Origin of the sequence: Streptomyces sp. ISL-98, from assembly GCF_018614055.1 — a bacterium.
In the GTDB taxonomy this organism is placed as follows: Bacteria; Actinomycetota; Actinomycetes; order Streptomycetales; family Streptomycetaceae; genus Streptomyces; species Streptomyces spiramyceticus.
Window position 1 is genome coordinate 21661 of record NZ_JAGGPB010000022.1, and the last position, 19222, is coordinate 40882.

Annotated in this window: 20 protein-coding genes; 13 read left to right on the forward strand and 7 right to left on the reverse strand. The window is 71.3% G+C overall.

Annotated elements, in window-relative coordinates:
- Nucleotides 1-35: 35 nt before the first annotated feature.
- Nucleotides 36-881, forward strand: coding sequence for a TIGR02452 family protein (locus tag J7I98_RS16300; RefSeq protein ID WP_214921428.1), 846 nt, complete (start codon nucleotides 36-38; stop codon nucleotides 879-881).
- Nucleotides 882-891: 10 nt separating this feature from the next.
- On the opposite strand, the gene J7I98_RS16305 is transcribed toward J7I98_RS16300, so the two are convergent.
- Entirely contained in the window at nucleotides 892-1599 is a 708-nt protein-coding gene (locus J7I98_RS16305) for an alpha/beta fold hydrolase (protein ID WP_214921429.1), read from the reverse strand.
- Nucleotides 1600-1651: 52 nt separating this feature from the next.
- Nucleotides 1652-2908 carry an MFS transporter gene (locus J7I98_RS16310; RefSeq protein WP_214921430.1) on the reverse strand — a complete coding sequence of 419 codons (1257 nt, stop codon included), beginning with the start codon at nucleotides 2906-2908 and terminating at the stop codon, nucleotides 1652-1654.
- 141 nt (nucleotides 2909-3049) lie between these two features.
- On the opposite strand from J7I98_RS16310, the gene J7I98_RS16315 reads away from it, so the two are divergent.
- Nucleotides 3050-4078 (forward strand): LacI family DNA-binding transcriptional regulator, encoded by a 1029-nt coding sequence (locus tag J7I98_RS16315; RefSeq protein WP_214921431.1) that lies wholly within the window; start codon nucleotides 3050-3052, stop codon nucleotides 4076-4078.
- A 188-nt stretch (nucleotides 4079-4266) separates the two neighbouring features.
- Here the strand turns inward: J7I98_RS16315 and J7I98_RS16320 are convergent, their stop codons facing one another.
- Nucleotides 4267-5910, reverse strand: a complete 1644-nt coding sequence (locus J7I98_RS16320) for an IclR family transcriptional regulator C-terminal domain-containing protein (RefSeq protein ID WP_214921432.1) — start codon at nucleotides 5908-5910, stop codon at nucleotides 4267-4269.
- A gap of 137 nt (nucleotides 5911-6047) precedes the next feature.
- On the opposite strand from J7I98_RS16320, the gene J7I98_RS16325 reads away from it, so the two are divergent.
- Genes J7I98_RS16325 through J7I98_RS16335 form a run of 3 tightly spaced genes read left to right on the forward strand, consistent with a single transcriptional unit; the run spans nucleotide 6048 to nucleotide 9891 of the window.
- On the forward strand, nucleotides 6048-7235 hold the full coding sequence (locus J7I98_RS16325; protein WP_214921433.1) for a thiolase family protein: 1188 nt from the start codon (nucleotides 6048-6050) through the stop codon (nucleotides 7233-7235).
- Between the two features lie 4 nt (nucleotides 7236-7239).
- Nucleotides 7240-8442 (forward strand): 4-hydroxybenzoate 3-monooxygenase, encoded by a 1203-nt coding sequence (locus J7I98_RS16330; RefSeq protein WP_214921434.1) that lies wholly within the window; start codon nucleotides 7240-7242, stop codon nucleotides 8440-8442.
- Nucleotides 8443-8454: 12 nt separating this feature from the next.
- Nucleotides 8455-9891: a benzaldehyde dehydrogenase gene (locus J7I98_RS16335; protein WP_214921435.1), complete on the forward strand. Its 1437-nt coding sequence runs from the start codon at nucleotides 8455-8457 to the stop codon at nucleotides 9889-9891.
- Nucleotides 9892-9984: 93 nt separating this feature from the next.
- On the opposite strand, the gene trxA is transcribed toward J7I98_RS16335, so the two are convergent.
- Nucleotides 9985-10359 (reverse strand): thioredoxin, encoded by a 375-nt coding sequence (gene trxA, locus J7I98_RS16340; RefSeq protein ID WP_214921436.1) that lies wholly within the window; start codon nucleotides 10357-10359, stop codon nucleotides 9985-9987.
- Between the two features lie 115 nt (nucleotides 10360-10474).
- On the opposite strand from trxA, the gene J7I98_RS16345 reads away from it, so the two are divergent.
- Together J7I98_RS16345 and J7I98_RS16350 are read left to right on the forward strand one after the other, a co-directional pair.
- Nucleotides 10475-11902 (forward strand): NAD(P)/FAD-dependent oxidoreductase, encoded by a 1428-nt coding sequence (locus tag J7I98_RS16345; RefSeq protein WP_214921437.1) that lies wholly within the window; start codon nucleotides 10475-10477, stop codon nucleotides 11900-11902.
- Nucleotides 11903-11972: 70 nt separating this feature from the next.
- Nucleotides 11973-12272, forward strand: a complete 300-nt coding sequence (locus J7I98_RS16350) for a DUF1876 domain-containing protein (protein WP_214921438.1) — start codon at nucleotides 11973-11975, stop codon at nucleotides 12270-12272.
- A gap of 62 nt (nucleotides 12273-12334) precedes the next feature.
- Here J7I98_RS16350 and J7I98_RS16355 read toward each other — a convergent pair whose 3' ends face one another.
- Together J7I98_RS16355 and J7I98_RS16360 are read right to left on the reverse strand one after the other, a co-directional pair.
- Complete coding sequence (locus J7I98_RS16355) at nucleotides 12335-13210, reverse strand: universal stress protein (protein WP_214921439.1); 876 nt, start codon at nucleotides 13208-13210, stop codon at nucleotides 12335-12337.
- A gap of 91 nt (nucleotides 13211-13301) precedes the next feature.
- The gene (locus tag J7I98_RS16360; RefSeq protein WP_251020726.1) at nucleotides 13302-13985 is read right to left on the reverse strand and encodes a pyridoxamine 5'-phosphate oxidase family protein; all 684 of its coding nucleotides are present in this window, start codon (nucleotides 13983-13985) and stop codon (nucleotides 13302-13304) included.
- Between the two features lie 137 nt (nucleotides 13986-14122).
- Here J7I98_RS16360 and J7I98_RS16365 point away from each other — a divergent pair, with 137 nt between their 5' ends.
- The 5 genes from J7I98_RS16365 to J7I98_RS16385 all read left to right on the forward strand — a co-directional run bounded on the left by J7I98_RS16365 (nucleotide 14123) and on the right by J7I98_RS16385 (nucleotide 17686).
- On the forward strand, nucleotides 14123-15004 hold the full coding sequence (locus tag J7I98_RS16365; RefSeq protein ID WP_214921441.1) for a universal stress protein: 882 nt from the start codon (nucleotides 14123-14125) through the stop codon (nucleotides 15002-15004).
- A 91-nt stretch (nucleotides 15005-15095) separates the two neighbouring features.
- The gene (locus J7I98_RS16370) at nucleotides 15096-15872 is read left to right on the forward strand and encodes a PspA/IM30 family protein (RefSeq protein ID WP_214921442.1); all 777 of its coding nucleotides are present in this window, start codon (nucleotides 15096-15098) and stop codon (nucleotides 15870-15872) included.
- The gene (locus J7I98_RS16375; RefSeq protein WP_214921443.1) at nucleotides 15869-16147 is read left to right on the forward strand and encodes a hypothetical protein; all 279 of its coding nucleotides are present in this window, start codon (nucleotides 15869-15871) and stop codon (nucleotides 16145-16147) included. The genes J7I98_RS16370 and J7I98_RS16375 overlap by 4 nt, the downstream gene beginning before the upstream one ends.
- A gap of 19 nt (nucleotides 16148-16166) precedes the next feature.
- Nucleotides 16167-17072 (forward strand): zinc metalloprotease HtpX, encoded by a 906-nt coding sequence (gene htpX / locus J7I98_RS16380; RefSeq protein ID WP_214921448.1) that lies wholly within the window; start codon nucleotides 16167-16169, stop codon nucleotides 17070-17072.
- Nucleotides 17073-17107: 35 nt separating this feature from the next.
- Complete coding sequence (locus tag J7I98_RS16385; protein ID WP_214921444.1) at nucleotides 17108-17686, forward strand: hypothetical protein; 579 nt, start codon at nucleotides 17108-17110, stop codon at nucleotides 17684-17686.
- A gap of 13 nt (nucleotides 17687-17699) precedes the next feature.
- Here J7I98_RS16385 and J7I98_RS16390 read toward each other — a convergent pair whose 3' ends face one another.
- Complete coding sequence (locus J7I98_RS16390) at nucleotides 17700-18704, reverse strand: helix-turn-helix transcriptional regulator (protein ID WP_214921445.1); 1005 nt, start codon at nucleotides 18702-18704, stop codon at nucleotides 17700-17702.
- Between the two features lie 55 nt (nucleotides 18705-18759).
- Between J7I98_RS16390 and J7I98_RS16395 the strand changes: the two genes are divergently transcribed.
- Nucleotides 18760-19222: MFS transporter (locus tag J7I98_RS16395; protein WP_214921446.1), on the forward strand; the 463-nt coding region annotated here is incomplete at its 3' end.

Below are 19222 nucleotides of genomic sequence, written 5' to 3' on the forward strand. Positions count from 1 at the left end.
TGCGCCAGGGCGGGCGGTGACCGACGATCTGACCTGTGAGTGCACGACTGCGCGGAATCGCGAAAGAGACCGAGGCGATCGTCCGGATGGGCTGGTACGCCGCCCCGGACGGCCGCGACGTGCCGATCGGCGACGCACTGGCCGCCGCCCTGACGGGCACCCGGATCTACGGCCCGGAGCCGGTGGCCGTCTCGCCCGCCACGGACCGTACGACGGCCTTCGAGGTCACGGGGGAGAGCAGCCTGGAGGCCGCGCGCAGGCTGACCGCCGCCGGATCCGGCGCTGTCGCGGTGCTCAACTTCGCTTCCGCGCGCAACCCCGGCGGCGGCTACCTCAACGGTGCACAGGCCCAGGAGGAGGCGCTCTGCCGCGGCTCCGCGCTGTACGCGACCCTGCTGCGCGCCCCCGGATTTTACGCTCACCACCGCGAGGACCGCAGCCCGTTCTACACCGACCGGGTCATCCACTCACCGGCCGTCCCGGTCTTCCGCGACGACCGCGGCGAGCTGCTCCACACGCCGTACGCCGTCGGATTCCTGACCTCGCCCGCGCCCAACGCGGGAGTGATCCGCAGCCGCCTCCCCGAGGAGGCGGACCGCGTCACGGCCGCGCTCGTGAGTCGCGCCGAGAGGGTCCTGGAGACGGCCGCGGCCTGCGGCTACCGGCGGCTGGTGCTGGGTGCCTGGGGCTGCGGCGTCTTCATGAACGAACCCGCTGCGGTGGCGGGGGCGTTCCGTACACACCTCACCGGCGACGGCCGTTTCGCGCGGCACTTCGACGAGGTCGTCTTCGCGATTCTTGACCGGACACGCGAGGCGGCGGTCCTCGGCGCATTCCGCACGGCGTTCGCCGACCGGCTCCCTCAGGGCGTGTCCGACTGATCAGGCCGGCTCAGATCCAGCCGTCCAGCGACGCCATGAACGCGTCGAAGTCATCACGGTGGATCGTGTGGCCCGCGCCCGCGACGGTGCGGACCTCGAAGCCACGCTCCTCAAGCACGGAGGCCCTCGCCGCGTCGATCAGGAAGCTCGGATCGGCGAGCTGCACCAGCGAAGGCACCACGGGTTCGGCGGGCAGCAGATCGACGCCGGACAGGGCGGCCAGGCCGCGCGCCGACGCCTCGTCCCAGACCCGTAGCGTCTCCAGCTCGATGTCGATGTCCTCCTCGTCCCAGCGCGGGTTCATCGCCGCGATCCGCTCCCTGGGCGCGGCCTTGAACCGGGCGAACACCTCGGGGCCGAAGCCCTCGTCCGTGACGGCGAGATGCCACGCCGGGTCGGAGTACACCGCGCGCTGCGGGCGCAGCCGTTCCACGGCGAGGGAGAGGGTGAGGCCGCCGAGGGAGTGGCCGATGGCCAGTTCGGCGCCGGCCGGGAGCGTATCGACGATGTCGTCGGCGAAACCCTCCGGGCTGTACTCGCTGCTGTACTCGCCGCGCTCGCTGGCGCCGTGGCCGCGCAGGTCGACGGCTATGACCTTGTAACCCTTGTCCGCGAGCGCGGGACCGACCCGTCGCCAGGTGCGGTGGTCCGCCATGATGCCGTGGATCAGAAGCGCGATGCGATCGCCATCGCCCCAGGTGTGGGTGTGGAGTTGCACGGTGATGCTGCCTTTCGTGGTGGTACGAGGTGCGACGGGGTCCTACGGGCGGTCAGCGGACTGAGCGGATCGGGCGTACGGCCAGCGCGCCCAGTACCGCGAGCGCCGCCGCGACGAGGAAGAGAGCGGTGTAGCCGCCGACGCTCACGATCACCGAGGCGATGAACGGTGCGACGATCTGCGGCCCGGCGTTGGCGATGTTGAGTACGCCCATGTCGCGAGCGGCGTCCTCGGCCTTCGGCAGCACCATCGTCACGAGCGCGGTGTCCACGGCCATGTAGCAGCCGAAGGCCAGGCCGTTGACGGCGGCGAACGCGAGCATCGCGATCCAGCTCGTCGAAACGGCGGGGATGACCAGGGCGACGGCCGACAGCGCGGCCGACGCGCCGACGAACAGCTTGCGCCGGTCGAACCTGTCCGAGAGGTAACCGCCGAGGACGGTCGATACGATCATGGCCACGCTGGTGACCGGCATCATGATCGCCACCGCGTCCTCGGGCTTCAGCCCGGCGGGCAGGACGGTGTGGTCCTTGATGATGTACAGGAGAAAGCCGTTCACGGCGAAGTAGCCGAGGATCAGCAGCGCTCGGCCGATGAAGGCCCAGCGGAAGTCGTGGGATCTCAACGCACTGGCGAATGCGGCCAGTTGGGCCCGCATGGGCAAGGACTCGCGGACCGGCATGCGCTGCTCACGGGCGCAGCCGGTGAAGAGCACGGCCGAGGCCGCGACGAGTGCGCCGAAGATGAGGTAACCGGTGCGGTAGTCGTCCGAGTACGCGGCGCCGAGCAGCGCCCCGGCGGTACTGCCGAAGGGGAGCCCGAGGCCGACGGCGGCCGATGCCTTGCCGCGTGCGGTCATCGGGACGCGGTCGGGGACGACCGAGGTGATGGCGGCCTGGTAGACGTTCATCACGGCCTGGCCGAGACACCAGGCGATGGTGATCATCAGGACCGTGTGCACGCTGCCGAGCAGAAACATCGCGGGAACTGCGAGCAGGCCGCCGCCGAGGATCCAGGGGTTGCGCCGCCCCGAGCGGTCGGAGAGCGCGCCGGCCACCGGATTGAAGACCGTCGCGAAGATCGCGGCGACACCGGCCACGATGCCGAGGTTGGCGACCTTGTGCGCGGGGTCGACGTCTTCGACCTGGAGGGCCAGGAGTACGCCGCCGACACCGATGTAGAGCGTGTACATGGCGGTGTTGCCGATGAGCAGCAGCGGCAGCAGCCCGCGAGTGGGCCGGGGCGGGGTGGTTGTTCCGGCGTTCGTGGTGCCGGTGCCGGTGCCGGTGCCGGGGGAGGAAAAGGCCACGGTGCCCTCCAGGGGCGTCGGAAGAGGGAGGTGAAAGGGGTGGTTACACGTGTCAGCTGCGTGTGTGAGCATTGTGTAGCACTCAATTCCGGCCATCCGCCAGACCCTGCTCCCTATCGATCTGAAAAGATGCCCAACGCGATGAGCCAGACACCGAAGCAGTCCGCCGAAGGCCCCGTCCCGACCAGCACCGATGTCGCACGCCTTGCAGGCGTCTCGCGCGCCACCGTCTCGTACGTCCTCAACAACACCTCGGCGGTGAGGATCAGCGAACCGACCCGCCGTCGGGTGCGCGAGGCCGCCGAGGAGCTGGGTTACGTGCCGCACGCCGCCGCGCGCAGTCTGCGGGCCGGGCACACGCGGATCGTGCTGCTGCCCACGGCGCACATCCCGGTGGGTCCCCTCTACGGCCAGTTCCTCAACGAGATCCAGTGGGCGCTGCGGGCCCTCGACTACACGGTCGTGCAGTACGGCAGCATCGGCCTCGGCGCGGACGAGGCGGCCCGCGCGTGGGCGGAACTGCGTCCGGTGGCGGTCCTGTCGCTGGGCGAGATCGCGCTCACCGCGCACGGTGTGCAGGTGCTGAAGCGCTCGGGTGCGAAGGCGGTCATAACGCTCGGTCCGCAGCGGGTGGAGGGCGCGCACTCGCTGGTCATGGACCAGAGGGCGATCGGCGTGGCCGCTGCGGAGCACCTGTTGGAGCAGGGGCGGCGGGGTATTGGTGTTGTTGTCCCCGCCGAGCCGGGGCTGGAGCTCTTCTCGAAGCCGCGGTTGGCAGGCGTGCGGAAGGCCGTTGCGGGGGCGGGGGCAGGCGCGCGGGTCGAGGCGCTGACGATGGCCTACGACGAGGAGTCCGCGGCGGGGCTCGCCGCACGCTGGCGCGATCTCGGCCTCGATGCGGTGTACGCGTACAACGACGAGTACGCCCAGCTGCTGATGCGGGCGCTCCAGGACGCGGGCGTCGACGTACCGGGGGAGTGCGCGGTGGTCGGCGCGGACGACCTGCTGCTCGGCAAGCTGCTGAGGCCGCGGCTGAGCACCGTGCATGTGGAGATGCCGACGGGGCGGGAGATGGCTGAGCTGGTCGACCGGGTGGTGCGGGATCCGGGGGGTGCGGTGGAACGCCATGACTTGATGGCGGCGCGGGCGGTTCCGCGGGAGTCGAGCTGACGGTGGGTGGGGTGCGGCGCGCTCGGCGGGTGCGGGTTGCCTGCGGCGCTTTTCCCCACCCCGCCCCTTCCCGAACTGGGCTCCTCCCCAGACCCCCGGACGAAGTCTGGGGGAGTGTCCTCAAACGCCGGACGGGCTGAACGGGGCGGGTAGGGGAACTGCGCCGCAGGCAACCGCACCCCCACCCCCTAGCGGACGCCGATCGCCCCGCCGAGCACCCGCAGGTCCGCTTCGATCGCCGCCGCCGTCTCCCGCAGCGCCGGCAGCAGGCCCGCTCGCATCTCCTCCGGCGTACCGTGCGCCGCGTGTCTCGCCACGTTCAGCGCGGCCACCACACGCCCGCGCCCGTCCCGCACCGGCACCGCCAGAGAGCGCAGGCCCTCCTCCAACTCCTCGTCGACCAGGGCGAAGTCGTCCGCAGCCGCCCGCTTTATGATCCGGCCGAGCTCCCCAGGGGCAGTCACCGTACGACGGGTCAGCGCCGGAAGCACCTCCGGCAGCAGTGGCCGCTCGCCAGCCGCCAGGCCCGCCAGCAGGACCCGGCCCATGGACGTCGCGTACGCCGGAAACCGCGTCCCCACCGTGATGTTGACGCTCATGATGCGCACCGTGGGGACACGCGCCACGTAGCGGATGTCGGCGCCGTCGAGCACCGCCAGCGACGCCGATTCGTGCACGCGCCGTACCAGCGACACCAGATGCGGCTGCGCGATCTCGGCGAGCCCCAGCTCCGAGAGGCGGGCGCAGCCGAGTTCCAGGACGCGGGGCAGCAGCCGCCACCGGCGTCCGTCCGTGGCGACGTACCCCATCTGCTCCAGCGTGATCAGCGAGCGCCGGGCCGTTGCCCTGGCCAGCCCGGTCGCGTCGGCGACCGCCGTCAGAGCCATCCCCTCGCCCCGGTCGGCGCCGAGCGCGCCGAGGACGGCGAGGCCGCGCGCCAGGGACTGGAGAAAGCCGGGTCCGAGCTCGCGCTTCGTTTCCAGCGAGGTGTCCCGTACGGGCGTGATCCCCGACGGCGCCGGACGGGGCGCCGCCAGCGCCGCCTCCAACTCGCCGCGCACCGCCCGCAGTCGGGGCAGCACCGTCGCGCGCAGCGAGTCCAGGGTGTGCCTGCTGGTGTGGCTGACGACGCTCACCGCGCACACTGTCCGCCCCGCCCCGTCGCGCAGAGGTACGGCGACCGCGACCAGCCCGGGCTCGATCAGCTGGTCGTCGCACGCCCAGCCCTCCGCGCCCGCCCGCGCCATCCGCCGCTCGAAGGCATCCGGATCCTGCGGCCGGGCCAGGGGCGGCACGGTGGCGAAGCCGGCGTCCAGCGGGTCCGCGGCCTGCCGCTCGCGCCACGTCCGCCGGCTCTCCGCGTCCCATTCCGCCGCGAACAGGGCCCCGGGCGCGCACCGTTCGGCGGGCAGCAGATCACCGATCCGGAACGCGAGCGACATGGTGCGCTGCCGCGTCGTCTGGAGTACGAACCGCACTCCCGCCACGCCGTCGTCCGGCACCGCCACCGACACCGACTCGTCGAACTCGTCCGCCAGCCGTTCCGCCGCGGGCCCGAGCGCCGCCGGAATGCCGCACGCCGCCAGATAGGCACCGGGCAGCTCCATCAAGGGCGGTGCGAGCGTCACCTCGCGGCCGTCGCTGCGCGCGAGGCCGAGCCGGTCCAGAGTCGACACCACGCGGTCGACCGTGGAGCGCGCCAGGCCCGTGCTCCGTACGAGATCACTGTGCCGCATCCGGTCGTCGGCGCCGGGCGCGGACAGGGCGCGCAGCACGGTGAGCCCGCGCTCCAACGGGCCCACGGATTCGGCGGGCGGCACGGTGCTCGGCATTGGTTCCTTCCGGCAGGCCGTTGACAGCGGACGGCGGTCCGCAGAGACTCGGGACGAAGGTCAGGACTGAACGATAGTTCATTCTGCGAACACGTGAATACAGGCGAAACACTCCACCACTGCGGGAGAGAGATCCGATGAGCATCCGCGACGTCTACATCGTCGACGCCGTCCGTACCCCGATCGGCAAGTTCGGAGGTGCCCTCTCCTCCGTACGCCCCGACGACCTCGCCGCGCACGTCGTCAAGTCGCTCGTCGCCCGCACCCCCGCCCTCGACCCGGCCAGGATCGACGACGTCTACTTCGGCGACGCCAATGGCGCGGGAGAGGACAACCGCGACGTGGCCAGGATGGCCGTCCTGCTCGCCGGGCTCCCCGCCTCGGTCCCGGGCGTGACCGTCAACCGCCTCTGCGGCTCCGGCCTGGAAGCCGTCATCCAGGCGGCGCGCGCCGTCGCCCTTGGCGACGCATCGGTCGCCATTGCCGGCGGCGTCGAGTCGATGTCCCGCGCCCCCTGGGTGCTCCAGAAGCCGGAGCGCGCCTTCCCCGCCGGACACCAGCAGCTCCACTCGACGACGCTCGGATGGCGCATGACCAACCCGCGGATGCCCGAGGAGTGGACCGTCTCGCTCGGCGAGGGCGCGGAGCTCATCGCCGACAAGCACGCCATCACGCGCGAGCAGCAGGACGCGTTCGCGCTCGCCAGCCACCGGAAGGCGGCCGCGGCCTGGGCCGAGGGGCTCTACGACGGTGAGGTCGTGCCGTACGACGGCGTGGATCTCGTACGGGACGAGTGCATCCGCGAGGGCTCGACCATGGAGGCCCTCGCCAAGCTGAAGCCCGCCTTCCGCAAGAACGGCGGCAGCGTCACGGCGGGCAACGCCTCGCCGCTCAACGACGGCGCGGCGGCCCTCCTGATCGTCGACGAAGAGGGCCTGCGCGCCACCGGCCGCGAGCCGCTCGCCCGCATCCGCACCTCCGCCGTCACCGGCATCGAGCCGCAGCTCTTCGGCCTCGGTCCGGTGGAGGCGGTGCAGCGGGCGCTCGTAAAGGCGGGCCGCACCTTCGCCGACCTCACCACGTTCGAGCTCAACGAGGCCTTTGCCGCCCAGTCGCTCGGCTGCCTCGCCGAGTGGCCGGATCTCGACCCTGCCGTGGTCAACCCGCGCGGCGGCGCCATCGCCATCGGCCACCCGCTCGGCGCCTCCGGTGCCCGCCTCGCCGGATCGGTCGCCCACCAGCTGGCCGCCGCGGGATCGGGCACGGGGCTCGCCGCCCTGTGCATCGGGGTCGGCCAGGGCCTCGCCCTGGTGCTGGAGCGCTGAGCGGGTGCGCACGAGCGTAGGGATCATCGGAGCCGGCCCGTCCGGGCTCCTCCTGGCCCGGCTGCTGCACACCGCCGGCATCGACTGCGTCGTACTGGAGAACCGGACCAGGGCATACGTCGAACAGCGCCAGCGCGCCGGAATCCTCGAACAGGGCACCGTCGACGCACTCCGCGACTGCGGTGCGGGCGCCCGCATGGACGCCGAAGGGCTCGTGCACCGCGGCATCGAGCTGCGCTTCGACCGGCAGCGCCACCGCATCGACTTCCCCGGCCTGACCGGCGGCCGGTCGGTGATGGTGTACGCACAGACCGAGGTCGTCAAGGACCTCGTCGCGCTCCAACTCGCCGAAGGGCCACCGCTGTTCTTCGAGGCCGAGGCGCTGGCCGTCGAGAAGCCGGAGTCCGACCACCCGGTCGTCCGCTTCACCCACGGCGGCCGCGAGCAGACCCTGGAGTGCGACTACGTCGTCGGTTGCGACGGCTTCCACGGCATCGCGCGCGACACGATCCCGGCCGGTGTGCGGCGTACGTACGAGCGGACCTATCCGTACTCCTGGCTGGGCATCCTGGCCGATGTACCGCCCTCCTGCGACGAGTTGATCTACGCACGCGGCGAGGACGGCTTCGCGCTGCACAGCATGCGCTCGCCCAGTGTGTCGCGCCTCTACCTCCAGGTCCCGAACGGCACCGACCCCGCCGACTGGTCCGACGACCGGATCTGGGACGAGCTCGACCGGCGCTTCGCGGTCGACGGGGACTGGAACCTGGCGCGTGGCCCGATCACGTCCAAGTCCGTTACGCCGATGCGGAGTTACGTCACCGAGCCGATGCGGTACGGGCGGGTCTTCCTGGCCGGCGACGCCGCGCACATCGTGCCGCCGACCGGCGCCAAGGGGCTCAACCTGGCCGTGTCCGACGTACGCGTCCTGGCCCGCGCCTTCGAGCACCACAAACGCACCGGATCCAGTGAACTCCTCGACGCCTACTCGGAGTTGTGCCTGCAACGTGTGTGGCAAGCCACCCGTTTCTCGTACGACATGACTACGATGTTGCACAGTCAACCAAACGAGAATGCGTTCGACGGTCGAGTGCATCTCGCACGGCTGCACCGTCTCGCGGCCTCCCGGCCCGCCGCCGCCGAACTCGCCGCGAATTACACGGGACTTCCCCTCGACTGGGCGCCCACGCGCCCAGCGACCGAGTGACTGGAGATCCGCATGCCCCTGCTCGACCCCAAGACCTGGCAGTCCGTCCGGCTCTCGGGCGGTGAGTCGGACGTCGTCGAGCCCGCAACGGGCGAGTCGCTGGGCCGTCTCACGCTCGCCACCGCGGACGACGTCGGGGCGGCCTCCCGGACCGCCGGGGCCGCGCAGGCGGCATGGGCGAGTACACCGCACTTCCTGCGGGCCGCGGTGCTGCGCCGCGCCGGTGACCTCTTCGCGGCGCACGCCGATGAGCTGCGCGAATGGCTCGTACGGGAGTCGGGGTCCATCCCCGGCAAGGCCGACTTCGAGCTGCATGTGGCCGCCCAGGAGTGCTACGAGGCCGCCGCGCTCGCCTCCCGCCCGGCCGGTCAGGTGCTGCCGAGCGAGGCGCCCCGGCTGTCGTACACGCGCCGGGTGCCGGTCGGAGTGGTCGGCGTCATCGCGCCGTTCAACGCCCCGCTGATTCTGTCCATACGCTCCGTGGCGCCGGCCCTGGCACTGGGCAACAGCGTTCTGCTGAAGCCCGATCCGCGTACCGCGGTCTGCGGCGGCCTCGCACTGGCCGCCGTATTCGCCGAGGCGGGGCTGCCCGAGGGGCTGCTGCATGTCCTGCCGGGCGGCGCCGATGCCGGGCAGGCGCTCGTGGCCGACCCCGGTGTCCCGGTCGTGTCCTTCACCGGGTCCACGGCGGCGGGGCGCGCGGTCGGAGAGGCGGCCGGGCGCCAACTCAAGCGTGTACACCTTGAGTTGGGCGGGAACTCCGCGCTCGTCGTGCTGGCGGACGCCGACCTCGAAGGCGCCGTCGCCCAGGCGTCCTGGGGTTCCTTCTTCCACCAGGGCCAGATATGCATGACCACGGGCCGCCACCTCGTCCACACCTCGCTCTACGAGGAGTACGTCGAACGGCTCGCCGCCAAGGCCAAATCGCTGGCCGTCGGTGACCCGTACCGCGAGCAGGTGCACCTCGGTCCCATCATCGACCGGGGTCAACTCGCCAAGATCCACGGCCTGGTCGAGGCCAGCACTGCGGCCGGTGCGAAGCTCGTTGCGGGCGGCACGCACCGCGACCTCTTCTACCGGCCGACTGTTCTGGCGGGCGTCGACGACGAAACCCCCGCGTACGCCGAGGAGGTGTTCGGCCCGGTCGCGCCGGTACGTTCTTTCTCGACCCTCGACGAGGCGGCGGCCCTCGCTTCGGCGGGCCCGTACGGCCTCTCGCTCGGCATCGTCACCCGCGACACGGCCCTCGGCCTGGAGCTTGCGGACCGTATACCCACCGGCATCGCCCACATCAACGACCAGACGGTGAACGACGAGGCGGTGGCGCCGTTCGGAGGGGTCGCGGCGTCGGGGACCGGGGCGCGGTTCGGCGGCGAGGCGAATCTGGAGGCGTTCACAGAACTGCGCTGGACGACGGTGCGCCGCGAACCGGCGGACCACCCGTTCTAGGGGGTGTCCGGTCGGTCTCCCCCTAGGCGCGGCGCGCTCGCCAAAAGCCGGACGGGCTGAATTCAGCCCGTCCGGCGTTCGAGTTCCCTCGCCTCAGCCCGCTTCCTTCGCGTTCGCGTCCTCGACGGACTTGCGGACCTCGTCCATGTCGAGCTTGCGGGCCTGGCCGATCACATCCTCCAGCGCCGCCTCCGGCAGCGCGCCGGGCTGGGCGAATACCGCCACCCTGTCGCGCACGATCATCAGCGTCGGAATGGAGCGGATCTCAAAAGCCGCGGCCAGTTCCTGCTGCGCCTCGGTGTCGACCTTGGCGAAAACCAGGTCCTCGTGGCGTTCGGACGCGCTCTCGAAAACCGGGGCGAACTGTCGGCACGGACCGCACCAGGAAGCCCAAAAATCGATCAGGATGAAGTCGTTGTCGCTGACGACCTGATCGAAGTTGTCCTTGGTGAGCTCGACAGTGGACATGGTTGCTCCTCTTCCTGGCATAACGGGCGAAGCCGTCCCGCACAACGACGTGCGGGCTCGCGGTATTCCGTCTGCCCGGCTGGCCGGCGCGCACACCCCCGACCAGACTGCCCGTATGACGGATACAGCGGAGTACGACGTTGTGGTGCTGGGAGCCGGCCCCGTCGGCGAAAACCTGGCCGACCGGGCCAGAGCCGCCGGACTGAGCACGGCAGTTGTGGAGAGCGAACTGATCGGCGGCGAGTGCTCGTACTGGGCCTGCATGCCCAGCAAGGCCCTGCTGCGCCCGGTGATCGCGCGCGCCGACGCGCGGCGCGTCCCGGGACTGAGCGGGTCGGTGCAAGGACCCCTCGACGTGCCGGCGGTGCTCGCCCACCGCGACTACTACGTGTCGAACTGGAAGGACGACGGCCAGGTGGACTGGCTGAAGTCGATCGGCGTGGACATCTACCGAGGCCAGGGCCGCATCGAAGGCCCCAAGCGGATCACCGTCGAGGGCCCGGCCGGCGAACGGCACACACTCACCGCCCGGCACGCCGTCGCCGTATGCACCGGCAGCCGGGCCGTCGTGCCCGACCTGCCGGGACTGGCCGGCGCCAACCCCTGGACCAGCCGCGACGCGACCAGCGCGAAGCACGTGCCGGGGCGGCTCGTGATCGTCGGCGGGGGAGTGGTCGGCGTGGAGATGGCCACGGCCTGGCAGGCGTTCGGCTCCCGGGTGACCGTGCTCGTACGCGGAAAGGGCCTGCTCCCGAGGATGGAGCCGTTCGCGGGTGAGCTGGTCGCCGAGGCACTGACCGACGCCGGCGCCACCGTACGTACCGGCGCCTCCGTGGCCTCCGTCGAGCGCGCGGACGGCAGCGGACCGGTCACCGTCGTCCTCCAAGGCGGTGAGCGGATCGAGGCCGACGAGGTCCTCTTCGCCACCGGCCGAGCACCGCGCACCGACGACATCGGCCTCGACACGGTCGGCCTGAAGCCGGGCTCGTGGCTGACGGTCGACGAAACCTGCCGGGTCGAGGGCAGCGACTGGCTGTACGGCGTGGGCGACGTCAACCACCGGGCCCTGATGACGCACGAGGGCAAGTACCAGGCACGCATCGCCGGCGCCGCCATCGCCGCCAGGGCCCACGGTGACCCTCTGGACACCGCCCGCTGGGGCGCCCACTCCGCCACCGCCGACCACGCCGCCGTACCCCAGGTGGTCTTCACCGACCCGGAGGCGGCCGCTGTCGGGCTCAGCCTCGCGGAGGCCGAAGCGGCGGGGCACCGGGTGCGCGCGGTCGACTACGACCTGGCGTCGGTCGCGGGCTCGGGCCTGTACGCCGACGGCTACCGCGGCCGGGCCCGCATGATCGTCGACCTGGACCGCGAGATCCTGCTCGGCGCCACCTTCGTGGGCCCCGGCGTCGGCGAGCTCCTCCATTCGGCGACGGTGGCGGTCGCGGGCGAGGTCCCGGTCGACCGCCTGTGGCACGCGGTCCCGGCCTACCCGACGATCAGCGAGGTGTGGCTGCGGCTGCTGGAGACGTACCGCGGCTGAGGGGGGATCCTGAACTAAGAACCGCGCACCTGCGGCGGACGACGACCTTGCGTGGGCGAGGAGGAGTGTCATGAACAGGACGCTCGAATGGAATGTGCGCGTGCACCTCTCCGAGGAGGAAGGCACGACGAAGGCCGAGGCGGTGCTGGACACCGGAGCAACGACGCTCACCGGCCGGGGGGTTGCCCGGTGCAGCCCCCAGGACGTGGACATTCCCGAGATCGGCGACGAACTCGCGGCGAGCCGCGCCATGAAGGACATCGCCGGGCAGCTGATGAAGGCGGCGGACCGCGACCTCGAGTCCGTGGGAGCGGGACCGGAGAACGGCCGTACCGCCCCGGCATACGGCTGGACGGTGGTGGAGTCGTAGAGAGGTTCCGGAGGAGCAGCAGCCCTGCGGAGGGAGAGCAGAGGCTTCAGTGAGCAGAGGCTTCAGTCGTGGGCGACGACCGCGACCGGCGACGCCGCGTGGTGGATCACCGCATGGGTGATGTGGCCGATGTGCCCACCCAGCGGTGAACGCCTGATGCGGCGCCCGACCACCACCAGCCCCGCGCCGTCGCCCGCGTACAGCACCTGCTGCGCCGCCGGACCGGCGACGCTCTTCTCGTCGACCGTCACCGACGGGTACCGCCCTCTCCAGGGGAGCAGCAGGTTGCTGAGCGCCTGGGTCACGCGTTGGCCGACGTCGAGCTGGATGTCCGGTTCGAGAGCGGACGCGTAGCTGTAGGTGGGAGGCAGGCTCCAGGCGTGCACGACGCGCAGCGTGGCGCCGCGCCTGGAGGCTTCGTCGAAGGCGAAGCCGAGGAGCTTGTCGCAGGACTGGTGGATGTCGACGCCGACCACGACGTCGCCGTGCGGGAGTCCGGCAGGAGTCTCTTCGTCCGGCAGGCTCGGGGCCCGTACGAGTACGACGGGCTGTTCGGTGGCGCTGATCGTGGCCATGCCGACGGAACCGACGAGGAACCCCACGATGCTGCCCAGCCCACGGGAGCCGAGCACCAGCATCTCGGCCGCCGCCGCCTCGGCGGAGAGGACCTCGAACGGCCGGCCTTCGACCCGGCGCGTGGTGATCTCCAGTTCGGGATGGCGGTTGCGCAGGTCGTCCGCGGTCTCGTGGAGGAGTGTGTCCGCCCACCGTCGTTGCACATCCGGACCGGCCATCGGGACGGTGGCGGTGGTCGGGTACTCCTCCGCGTGGACGAGATCGAGGCGGCTGCCACGCAGCAGCGCCTCGCGGGCCGCCCAGCGGGCAGCGGCCAGGCTCTCGGCCGAGCCGTCCAGGCCTGCGATCAGTGGGCGAGTCATGGACTTCGGACCTCCTTCGATGGCCGTGCGGTCACTCCGCCCATTTCCCGGCTAACCGAAACTCACGAAAACTAACCGGAACCAGCCGGAACTAAGCGACCTTGATCCGGCGGCCGCTGATACGAGTGGGCTCGATGATCAGCCACAGCCCGCGGTCGCCCCCGGCCCACGGCGACGTGTGCGCCTCGGCCTCCAGCCGTCGTACGACCGAGGGATCCGTGACCACACGAGCGGTCCCGACGACGAGCACGCTCCACCCCTGGCTCATCGCATCGTCGATGTGGTCCACCTCGAACGCCACCTCGCTGCCCGCAGCGGCGGCCGGAACCGCGTCGGCGGCGGTCCGGTACGCGATGGCGCCGTCCGTCACCTGGTAATTGACCGGCACGATGGCAGGCCCGTCCGCAGTGGTCACGGCCACCCTGCCCACACCGTGCGTCGACATCAGGGCACGGCACTCGTCGGGGCTCAGCTCCAGCATCACCGGACGGTGGCCCGCACGGCCCATGCCCGGGGGCAGCTCCACATTGCCCCCCGTCAGCTCGACGACGGTCGTCTCCAGCGCGTCGGCGAGCCGCAGCAGGAAACCGATGCCCGGCGCCGAGGGCTGCTCCTCGATGTACTGGAGGTAGCCGGGCGCGGATCCGGCGCGCAGGGCGACCTCCTCGCGGGAGAGCCCGAGCTGCTCACGGCGTGCCGTCACGCGCCTGCCGATGTCGCCACGCCCGTCCCTGGGCGGCCGGCGGTGCGTGCCTCGCACTTCGTTGTCCGACATGCTGATCACATCCTTTGCGTCCATGGTCAGTCTGGGCGCCACGAGGGGATGTCGCACGGCCGTCCGTTTGCGCCGCGCCGGTGCGACGGTTGGTACAGGAGCTTCTCCCGGCGGTCCGACGGAAGGCGGTGGGGACGATGTTGCTGCCCCTGGTGGTGGGCGTGGACGGGTCGGATTCCAGCCTTTTGGCCGTCGACTGGGCCGTCGGCGAGGCCGCACGTCACGGGCTTCCGCTGCGCCTGGTGAACGCCTCCAGGTGGGAGCGGTACGAGGGAACGTCACTCGACGTACACACCCTCGGCCGCCCCACCAGGCATGCGCCCGCCGACACCGTGGTGGGAGTCGCCGCCGAGCGCGCCCACCGCCGTAACCCGGACGTGGCAGTCTCGGTCGACGTCCTGGCGGAGGACGCCGTGACCGCACTGCTGGACGCGGGGCGCAATGCCTCGGCCCTGATCACGGGGTCACGGGGCCGCGGCGGAATCCGGGACCTCCTGCTGGGTTCCGTGGGCCTGGCCGTGGCCGCCCGCGCCCACTGTCCGGTCATCGTGGTGCGCGGCGACAAGGCGGGCCTGGAGGGTACGCACGAGCGGATTCTGCTCGGTGTCGCCGAGCCGCCGAAGGGGTCTGCGGCGGTCCGTTTCGCCTTCCGCGAGGCGGAGGCCCGGGGCTGCACCCTCGATGCCGTACGCGCCTGGCGCAGTCCGGCACACGAGCCTGTCGACCATCCGCTGATCGTCGGCGGCCCGGAGCACTACCTGGAGGAGCAGGCGGCGAGCCTGATCGAGGAGGCGCTCGGTGAGGCCGTACGTGAGCGTCCGGAGGTTGTGGTGCGCCGCGACACGGTCGAGGGCCCGGCCCACAAGGTGCTGGTGGAGCGCTCGGCCGCCGCGGACATGATCATTGTGGGGGCGGCCCGGCGCCGCCACGGCCACCTCGGTCTCCAGCTGGGCCGGGTGGCGCACGCCGCGCTGCACCACGCCTACTGCCCGGTCGCCGTCGTACCGCAGTCGTCGTGACCGCGCGGGCCACCGCCCGTACCTGCCCGAGCTTTGCCCGGTGAGGACTGTGACAGGACAATGGGATTACGCCGAGAGGGAGGCGGTCGCCATGACCAGCATCGCCCGCCGCATGGCCGCTCTGTTCCGTACCAAGGCCAACAAGGCGCTGGACAGGGCCGAGGATCCGCGCGAGGTTCTGGACTACTCGTACGGGCAGCAGCTTGAGATGCTGCGGCGGGTACGGCGTGGCCTGGCCGACGTGGCTACCAGCTGCAAACGCGTGGAGCTGCAGGTCAAGCAGCTGCAGTTGTCCAGGGAGAAACTGGACGGCCAGGCACAGCAGGCGCTCGCCGCCGGGCGTGAGGACCTGGCCCGGGAGGCGCTCACCCGCCGTGCGGCCGCCGGCGCGCAGATCACCGACCTGCAGGGTCAGCACGCCGCCCTGCAGGACCAGGAGGCCAAGCTGATCGTCGCCGCGCAGCGCCTGGAGGCGAAGGTCGAAGCGTTCCGTACGCGCAAGGAGACCATCAAGGCCACCTACACCGCGGCCGAGGCCCAGACCAGCATCACCGAGGCCGTCACCGGTATCGGCGAGGAGATGGGCGACGTCGGTCTGGCCATGCAGCGCGCACAGGACAAGACCGAGCAACTGCAGGCCCGCGCCGGTGCGCTGGACGAGCTGATCGCCTCCGGCGTACTGGAGGATGCCACCCTGCCGGCCGGACGTGACGACATCCAGGCCGAGCTGGAGGCAGTCACCACCGGCCAGGACGTGGAGACCCAGCTGGCCCGGATGAAGGCCGAGCTGCCTGCGTCCTCCGCCCCGGCGGAGGTGGAGGCCGCTCCGTCGCCGAAGGGATCGACGGGCCGGGAGGCAACGCCATGATCATGCGGATTCTCGGCGAGGGCCAGTACGAGATCGCCCCACAACACCTCGGCCGCCTCAACGAGCTGGACGCCGCCCTCCAGTCGGCGGCCGACGCGGGCAACGAGGCGGCGTTCGCCTCCGCCCTGTCGGCCCTCCTGGACGCGGTGCGCACCCTCGGCACGCCCGTGCCGGAAGAAGTGATCACACCGTCCAGGCTGGTGCTGCCCGACGAGCACACCAGCCTGCAGCAGGTACGCGAAATGCTCTCCGACGAGGGCCTGATCCCGGGGTAATGGGGTGATGGTGATGGTGCTGCGCAGTCGCTTCGAGCCCGACCGGCAGCTGACCGCCCGCATGGTCGTCACGATGTTCCTGCTGGGCCTGCTGTACGTGGCGTTCATCGCCGCGCTGATCGTGCTGCTGAAGTCCGTCGCCCTGGTGATCGTCATCGCCGTCGTGCTGCTGGGCGCCCAGTTCTGGTTCTCCGACCGGATCGCCCTGTTCGCCATGCGCGGCCACATCGTCACCGCTGAGCAACAGCCCCGGCTGCACGGGGTCGTCGACCGCCTGTGCGCCACCGCGGACATGCCGAAACCCCGGGTGGCGGTCTCCGACATGGATCTGCCCAACGCGTTCGCCACCGGACGGAACGCCGACCACGCGGTGGTCTGCGTGACCACCGGACTGATGCGCCGGCTGGAGACCGAGGAACTCGAAGGCGTCCTCGCCCACGAGCTCTCGCATGTGGCACACCGCGACGTCGCGGTGATCACCATCGCGTCGTTCCTGGGCGTGATCGCCGGACTCGTCGTCCGGTTCGCCTTCTACTCCCAGCTGTTCGGCGGACGCCAGCGCGACCAGAACACCGCCGTAACGCTCCTTGTCGTCATGGGCGTCTCGGCCCTCGTGTACGCCATCAGTTTCCTGCTCATCCGCGCGCTGTCCCGCTACCGCGAACTGGCCGCCGACCGCGCTGCGGCCATGCTCACCGGCAAGCCCTCCGCTCTGGCGTCTGCGCTGACCAAAGTCAGCGGCGACATCGCCCGTATCCCCACCAGGGATCTGCGTACCGCCCAGGCGTTCAACGCGTTCTTCTTCACCCCTGCGCTCGGCCCCGGCACGACGCTGGCCAACCTGTTCTCCACCCACCCGACGCTGGAGCGCCGCCTCGAAGCGCTCGGGGAGATCTCCGCGCGGCTGGGCGGCGAATCGTCATGAGGCGGCGAATCATCATGAGGAGGAGTTGAGGTCCCGTGGGTCTCCTGGACGCCCTGTTCGGCCGGAGCAAGCCGGTCAAGCCCGACCTGGACCAGCTCTTCGGCCTTCCCTCGGCGGGCATCACCCTCCAGGCGGCGGTCGGCTTCACCCCGACCGGCCTGGGCTCGGTGTGCTTCGCCGCCATTGAGGGCGGGGCGTTCGCACAAGTCCAGCAGGAGGTACGAGCCCTTCTGGACGCGGACTCCGAACGGGGCGGCGTGCCCGTGGAGTTCAGCCGCGACACCTACGGGTATGCGTGGCTGCTCTCCCGCCGCGACCCCACCGAACTGCCCGCCCTCGTCAACGACCTGCATGCCGTGAACACCGCCCTTCAGGACAGCGGCTTCGGCCCCCAGCTCCTCTGCTCGCTGGTCACCTTCCAGGACGCCGAACTGCGCAGGCTCGCTCTGGTCTACCTCTACAAGCGCGGCAGCTTCTATCCGTTCGCTCCGCTGCCCGGTGAAAAGCGCGACAACTCACTGGAGCTTCAGATCAGAGCCGTCGTCAAGGACGACTTGCGCATCGAGAAGGACCTGAGCCGCTGGTTCCCCCTGTGGGGTGCACCGGGCCTGTGACGCGGTGAGGCTGTCAGCCGGCGGCCACCAGCGCCTCGGCCGCACTCGTCCGTGCGTAGAGCACCACACGCCCCGTGCGGTGCGCGCGCACCAGACCCGCCGCGCGCAGCGCCGTCAGGTGCTGGGAGACACCGCCCGGCGTGAGGCCGATGCGGCGGGCCAGGTCCGTGGTGGAGGCAGGGGCGGCCAGTTCGGCGAGCAGCAGCGCGCGCGTACGGCCGAGTACACCCGCCAGGGCGTTGGAGCACGGTTGCGGGCGCTGCTCCCACAGCGTGCCGATGCCGCGCGGCGGGTAGCGCAGCGTGGGCTGCCAGTCGTCGCTGCCGAGGGTGGAGAAGATCCGCGGCCAGACGAAGGCGGAGGGGACGAGCAGCAGCCCCCGGCCGTCGAGCCGGCGCACCCCTCGGGTGCAGCGATGGGCCATCTGCAGGGTGCCCGCGTCCCAGGCCAACTGCGGGTCGAGGTCGGCGAAGAGACGCCGGGCGCCGCCTTCCGCGAAGTGCTTGGCGCGGTGCAGGATGTCGCCCTCGAACAGGGTGAGGATGCGCGGCCAGTACGGCGCGAGTGCCACCTCCCAGTACGCGGCGATCACCTCGGCCAGTCGGCCGAGACCCCGCTCCGGATCCTCGCGCAGCGCCGCAACAGCCCCGTGGGCCCCCGGTGACGTCGTACGCAGCAGGTCGTACGGCGTGGACCGCAGCGTCGCCAGCTCCACATCGAGCGAAGGCTGCGGCGTGGTGGGCGGCGGCACGAGGAATGAGGGGATGCCGACCGTGGGCACGGGGATCCGGCCGAACAGCGGCGCGAGGTCCAGCTTCGCCGCCGCGAGCAGCGGCCGCACCTGCTCGGCCCACCGCCGGTGCACGCCCTGCTCGTCCGCGCCCTTGAGCACGCGCACGCTCGCCACGACCTCCCACAGCGGGGAGACGGCGAAGCGCGTACGGGCCACGTCCTCGGCCGTGAACTCGATCTCCACCGTGCCGCCTCCGGCCCGGCCCTCCTGCGCCTGGTTCACCATTTACCAGAGGCTAAATCATTGGTACGGGACCTGGGAGCCCGGCAGCGTACCGGTCATGCCCACCAACACCCCCTGGCGGATCCCCGACTTCCGTACGCTCTTCACAGCCACCGCGCTCAGCCAGCTGGGCACCAACGTCGGTTACGTCGCCGTACCGCTGATCGCGGTCTCCGCCCTGGACGCGAGCCCCGGCCAGGTCGGGCTCCTCGCCACCCTGAGCACCATCGCCTTCCTCCTCATCGGCCTGCCCGCAGGGGCCTGGGTGGACCGGATGCGCCTGCGCCGCGTACTGATCGCCGCGGATCTGGCGCGGGCCGCCCTGTTCGCGTCGGTGCCGGTCGCGTGGGCGCTGGACGCCCTCACACTGGGGCAGTTGTACGCCGTCGTCCTGCTCAACGGCTGCGCCACCGTCTTCCAGCGGGTACGACTGAGAAAGCCCCAATGGGTCGCGTTGCATTCCTGGGCCTTCGCCCAGCTCGGACAGTTCGTGGAGTACAAGGCCCGCAGGGCCGGTGTCC

Bases quoted from the DNA above. Each gene is read 5' to 3' on its own strand.
- J7I98_RS16315 (WP_214921431.1), top strand. From the start codon at position 3,050: ATGAGCCAGACACCGAAGCAGTCCGCCGAAGGCCCCGTCCCGACCAGC.
- J7I98_RS16320 (WP_214921432.1), bottom strand. From the start codon at position 5,910: ATGCCGAGCACCGTGCCGCCCGCCGAATCCGTGGGCCCGTTGGAGCGC.
- J7I98_RS16325 (WP_214921433.1), top strand. From the start codon at position 6,048: ATGAGCATCCGCGACGTCTACATCGTCGACGCCGTCCGTACCCCGATC.
- J7I98_RS16335 (WP_214921435.1), top strand. From the start codon at position 8,455: ATGCCCCTGCTCGACCCCAAGACCTGGCAGTCCGTCCGGCTCTCGGGC.
- trxA (WP_214921436.1), bottom strand. From the start codon at position 10,359: ATGTCCACTGTCGAGCTCACCAAGGACAACTTCGATCAGGTCGTCAGC.
- J7I98_RS16345 (WP_214921437.1), top strand. From the start codon at position 10,475: ATGACGGATACAGCGGAGTACGACGTTGTGGTGCTGGGAGCCGGCCCC.
- J7I98_RS16350 (WP_214921438.1), top strand. From the start codon at position 11,973: ATGAACAGGACGCTCGAATGGAATGTGCGCGTGCACCTCTCCGAGGAG.
- J7I98_RS16355 (WP_214921439.1), bottom strand. From the start codon at position 13,210: ATGACTCGCCCACTGATCGCAGGCCTGGACGGCTCGGCCGAGAGCCTG.
- J7I98_RS16360 (WP_251020726.1), bottom strand. From the start codon at position 13,985: ATGTCGGACAACGAAGTGCGAGGCACGCACCGCCGGCCGCCCAGGGAC.
- J7I98_RS16365 (WP_214921441.1), top strand. From the start codon at position 14,123: ATGTTGCTGCCCCTGGTGGTGGGCGTGGACGGGTCGGATTCCAGCCTT.
- J7I98_RS16370 (WP_214921442.1), top strand. From the start codon at position 15,096: ATGACCAGCATCGCCCGCCGCATGGCCGCTCTGTTCCGTACCAAGGCC.
- J7I98_RS16375 (WP_214921443.1), top strand. From the start codon at position 15,869: ATGATCATGCGGATTCTCGGCGAGGGCCAGTACGAGATCGCCCCACAA.
- J7I98_RS16390 (WP_214921445.1), bottom strand. From the start codon at position 18,704: ATGGTGAACCAGGCGCAGGAGGGCCGGGCCGGAGGCGGCACGGTGGAG.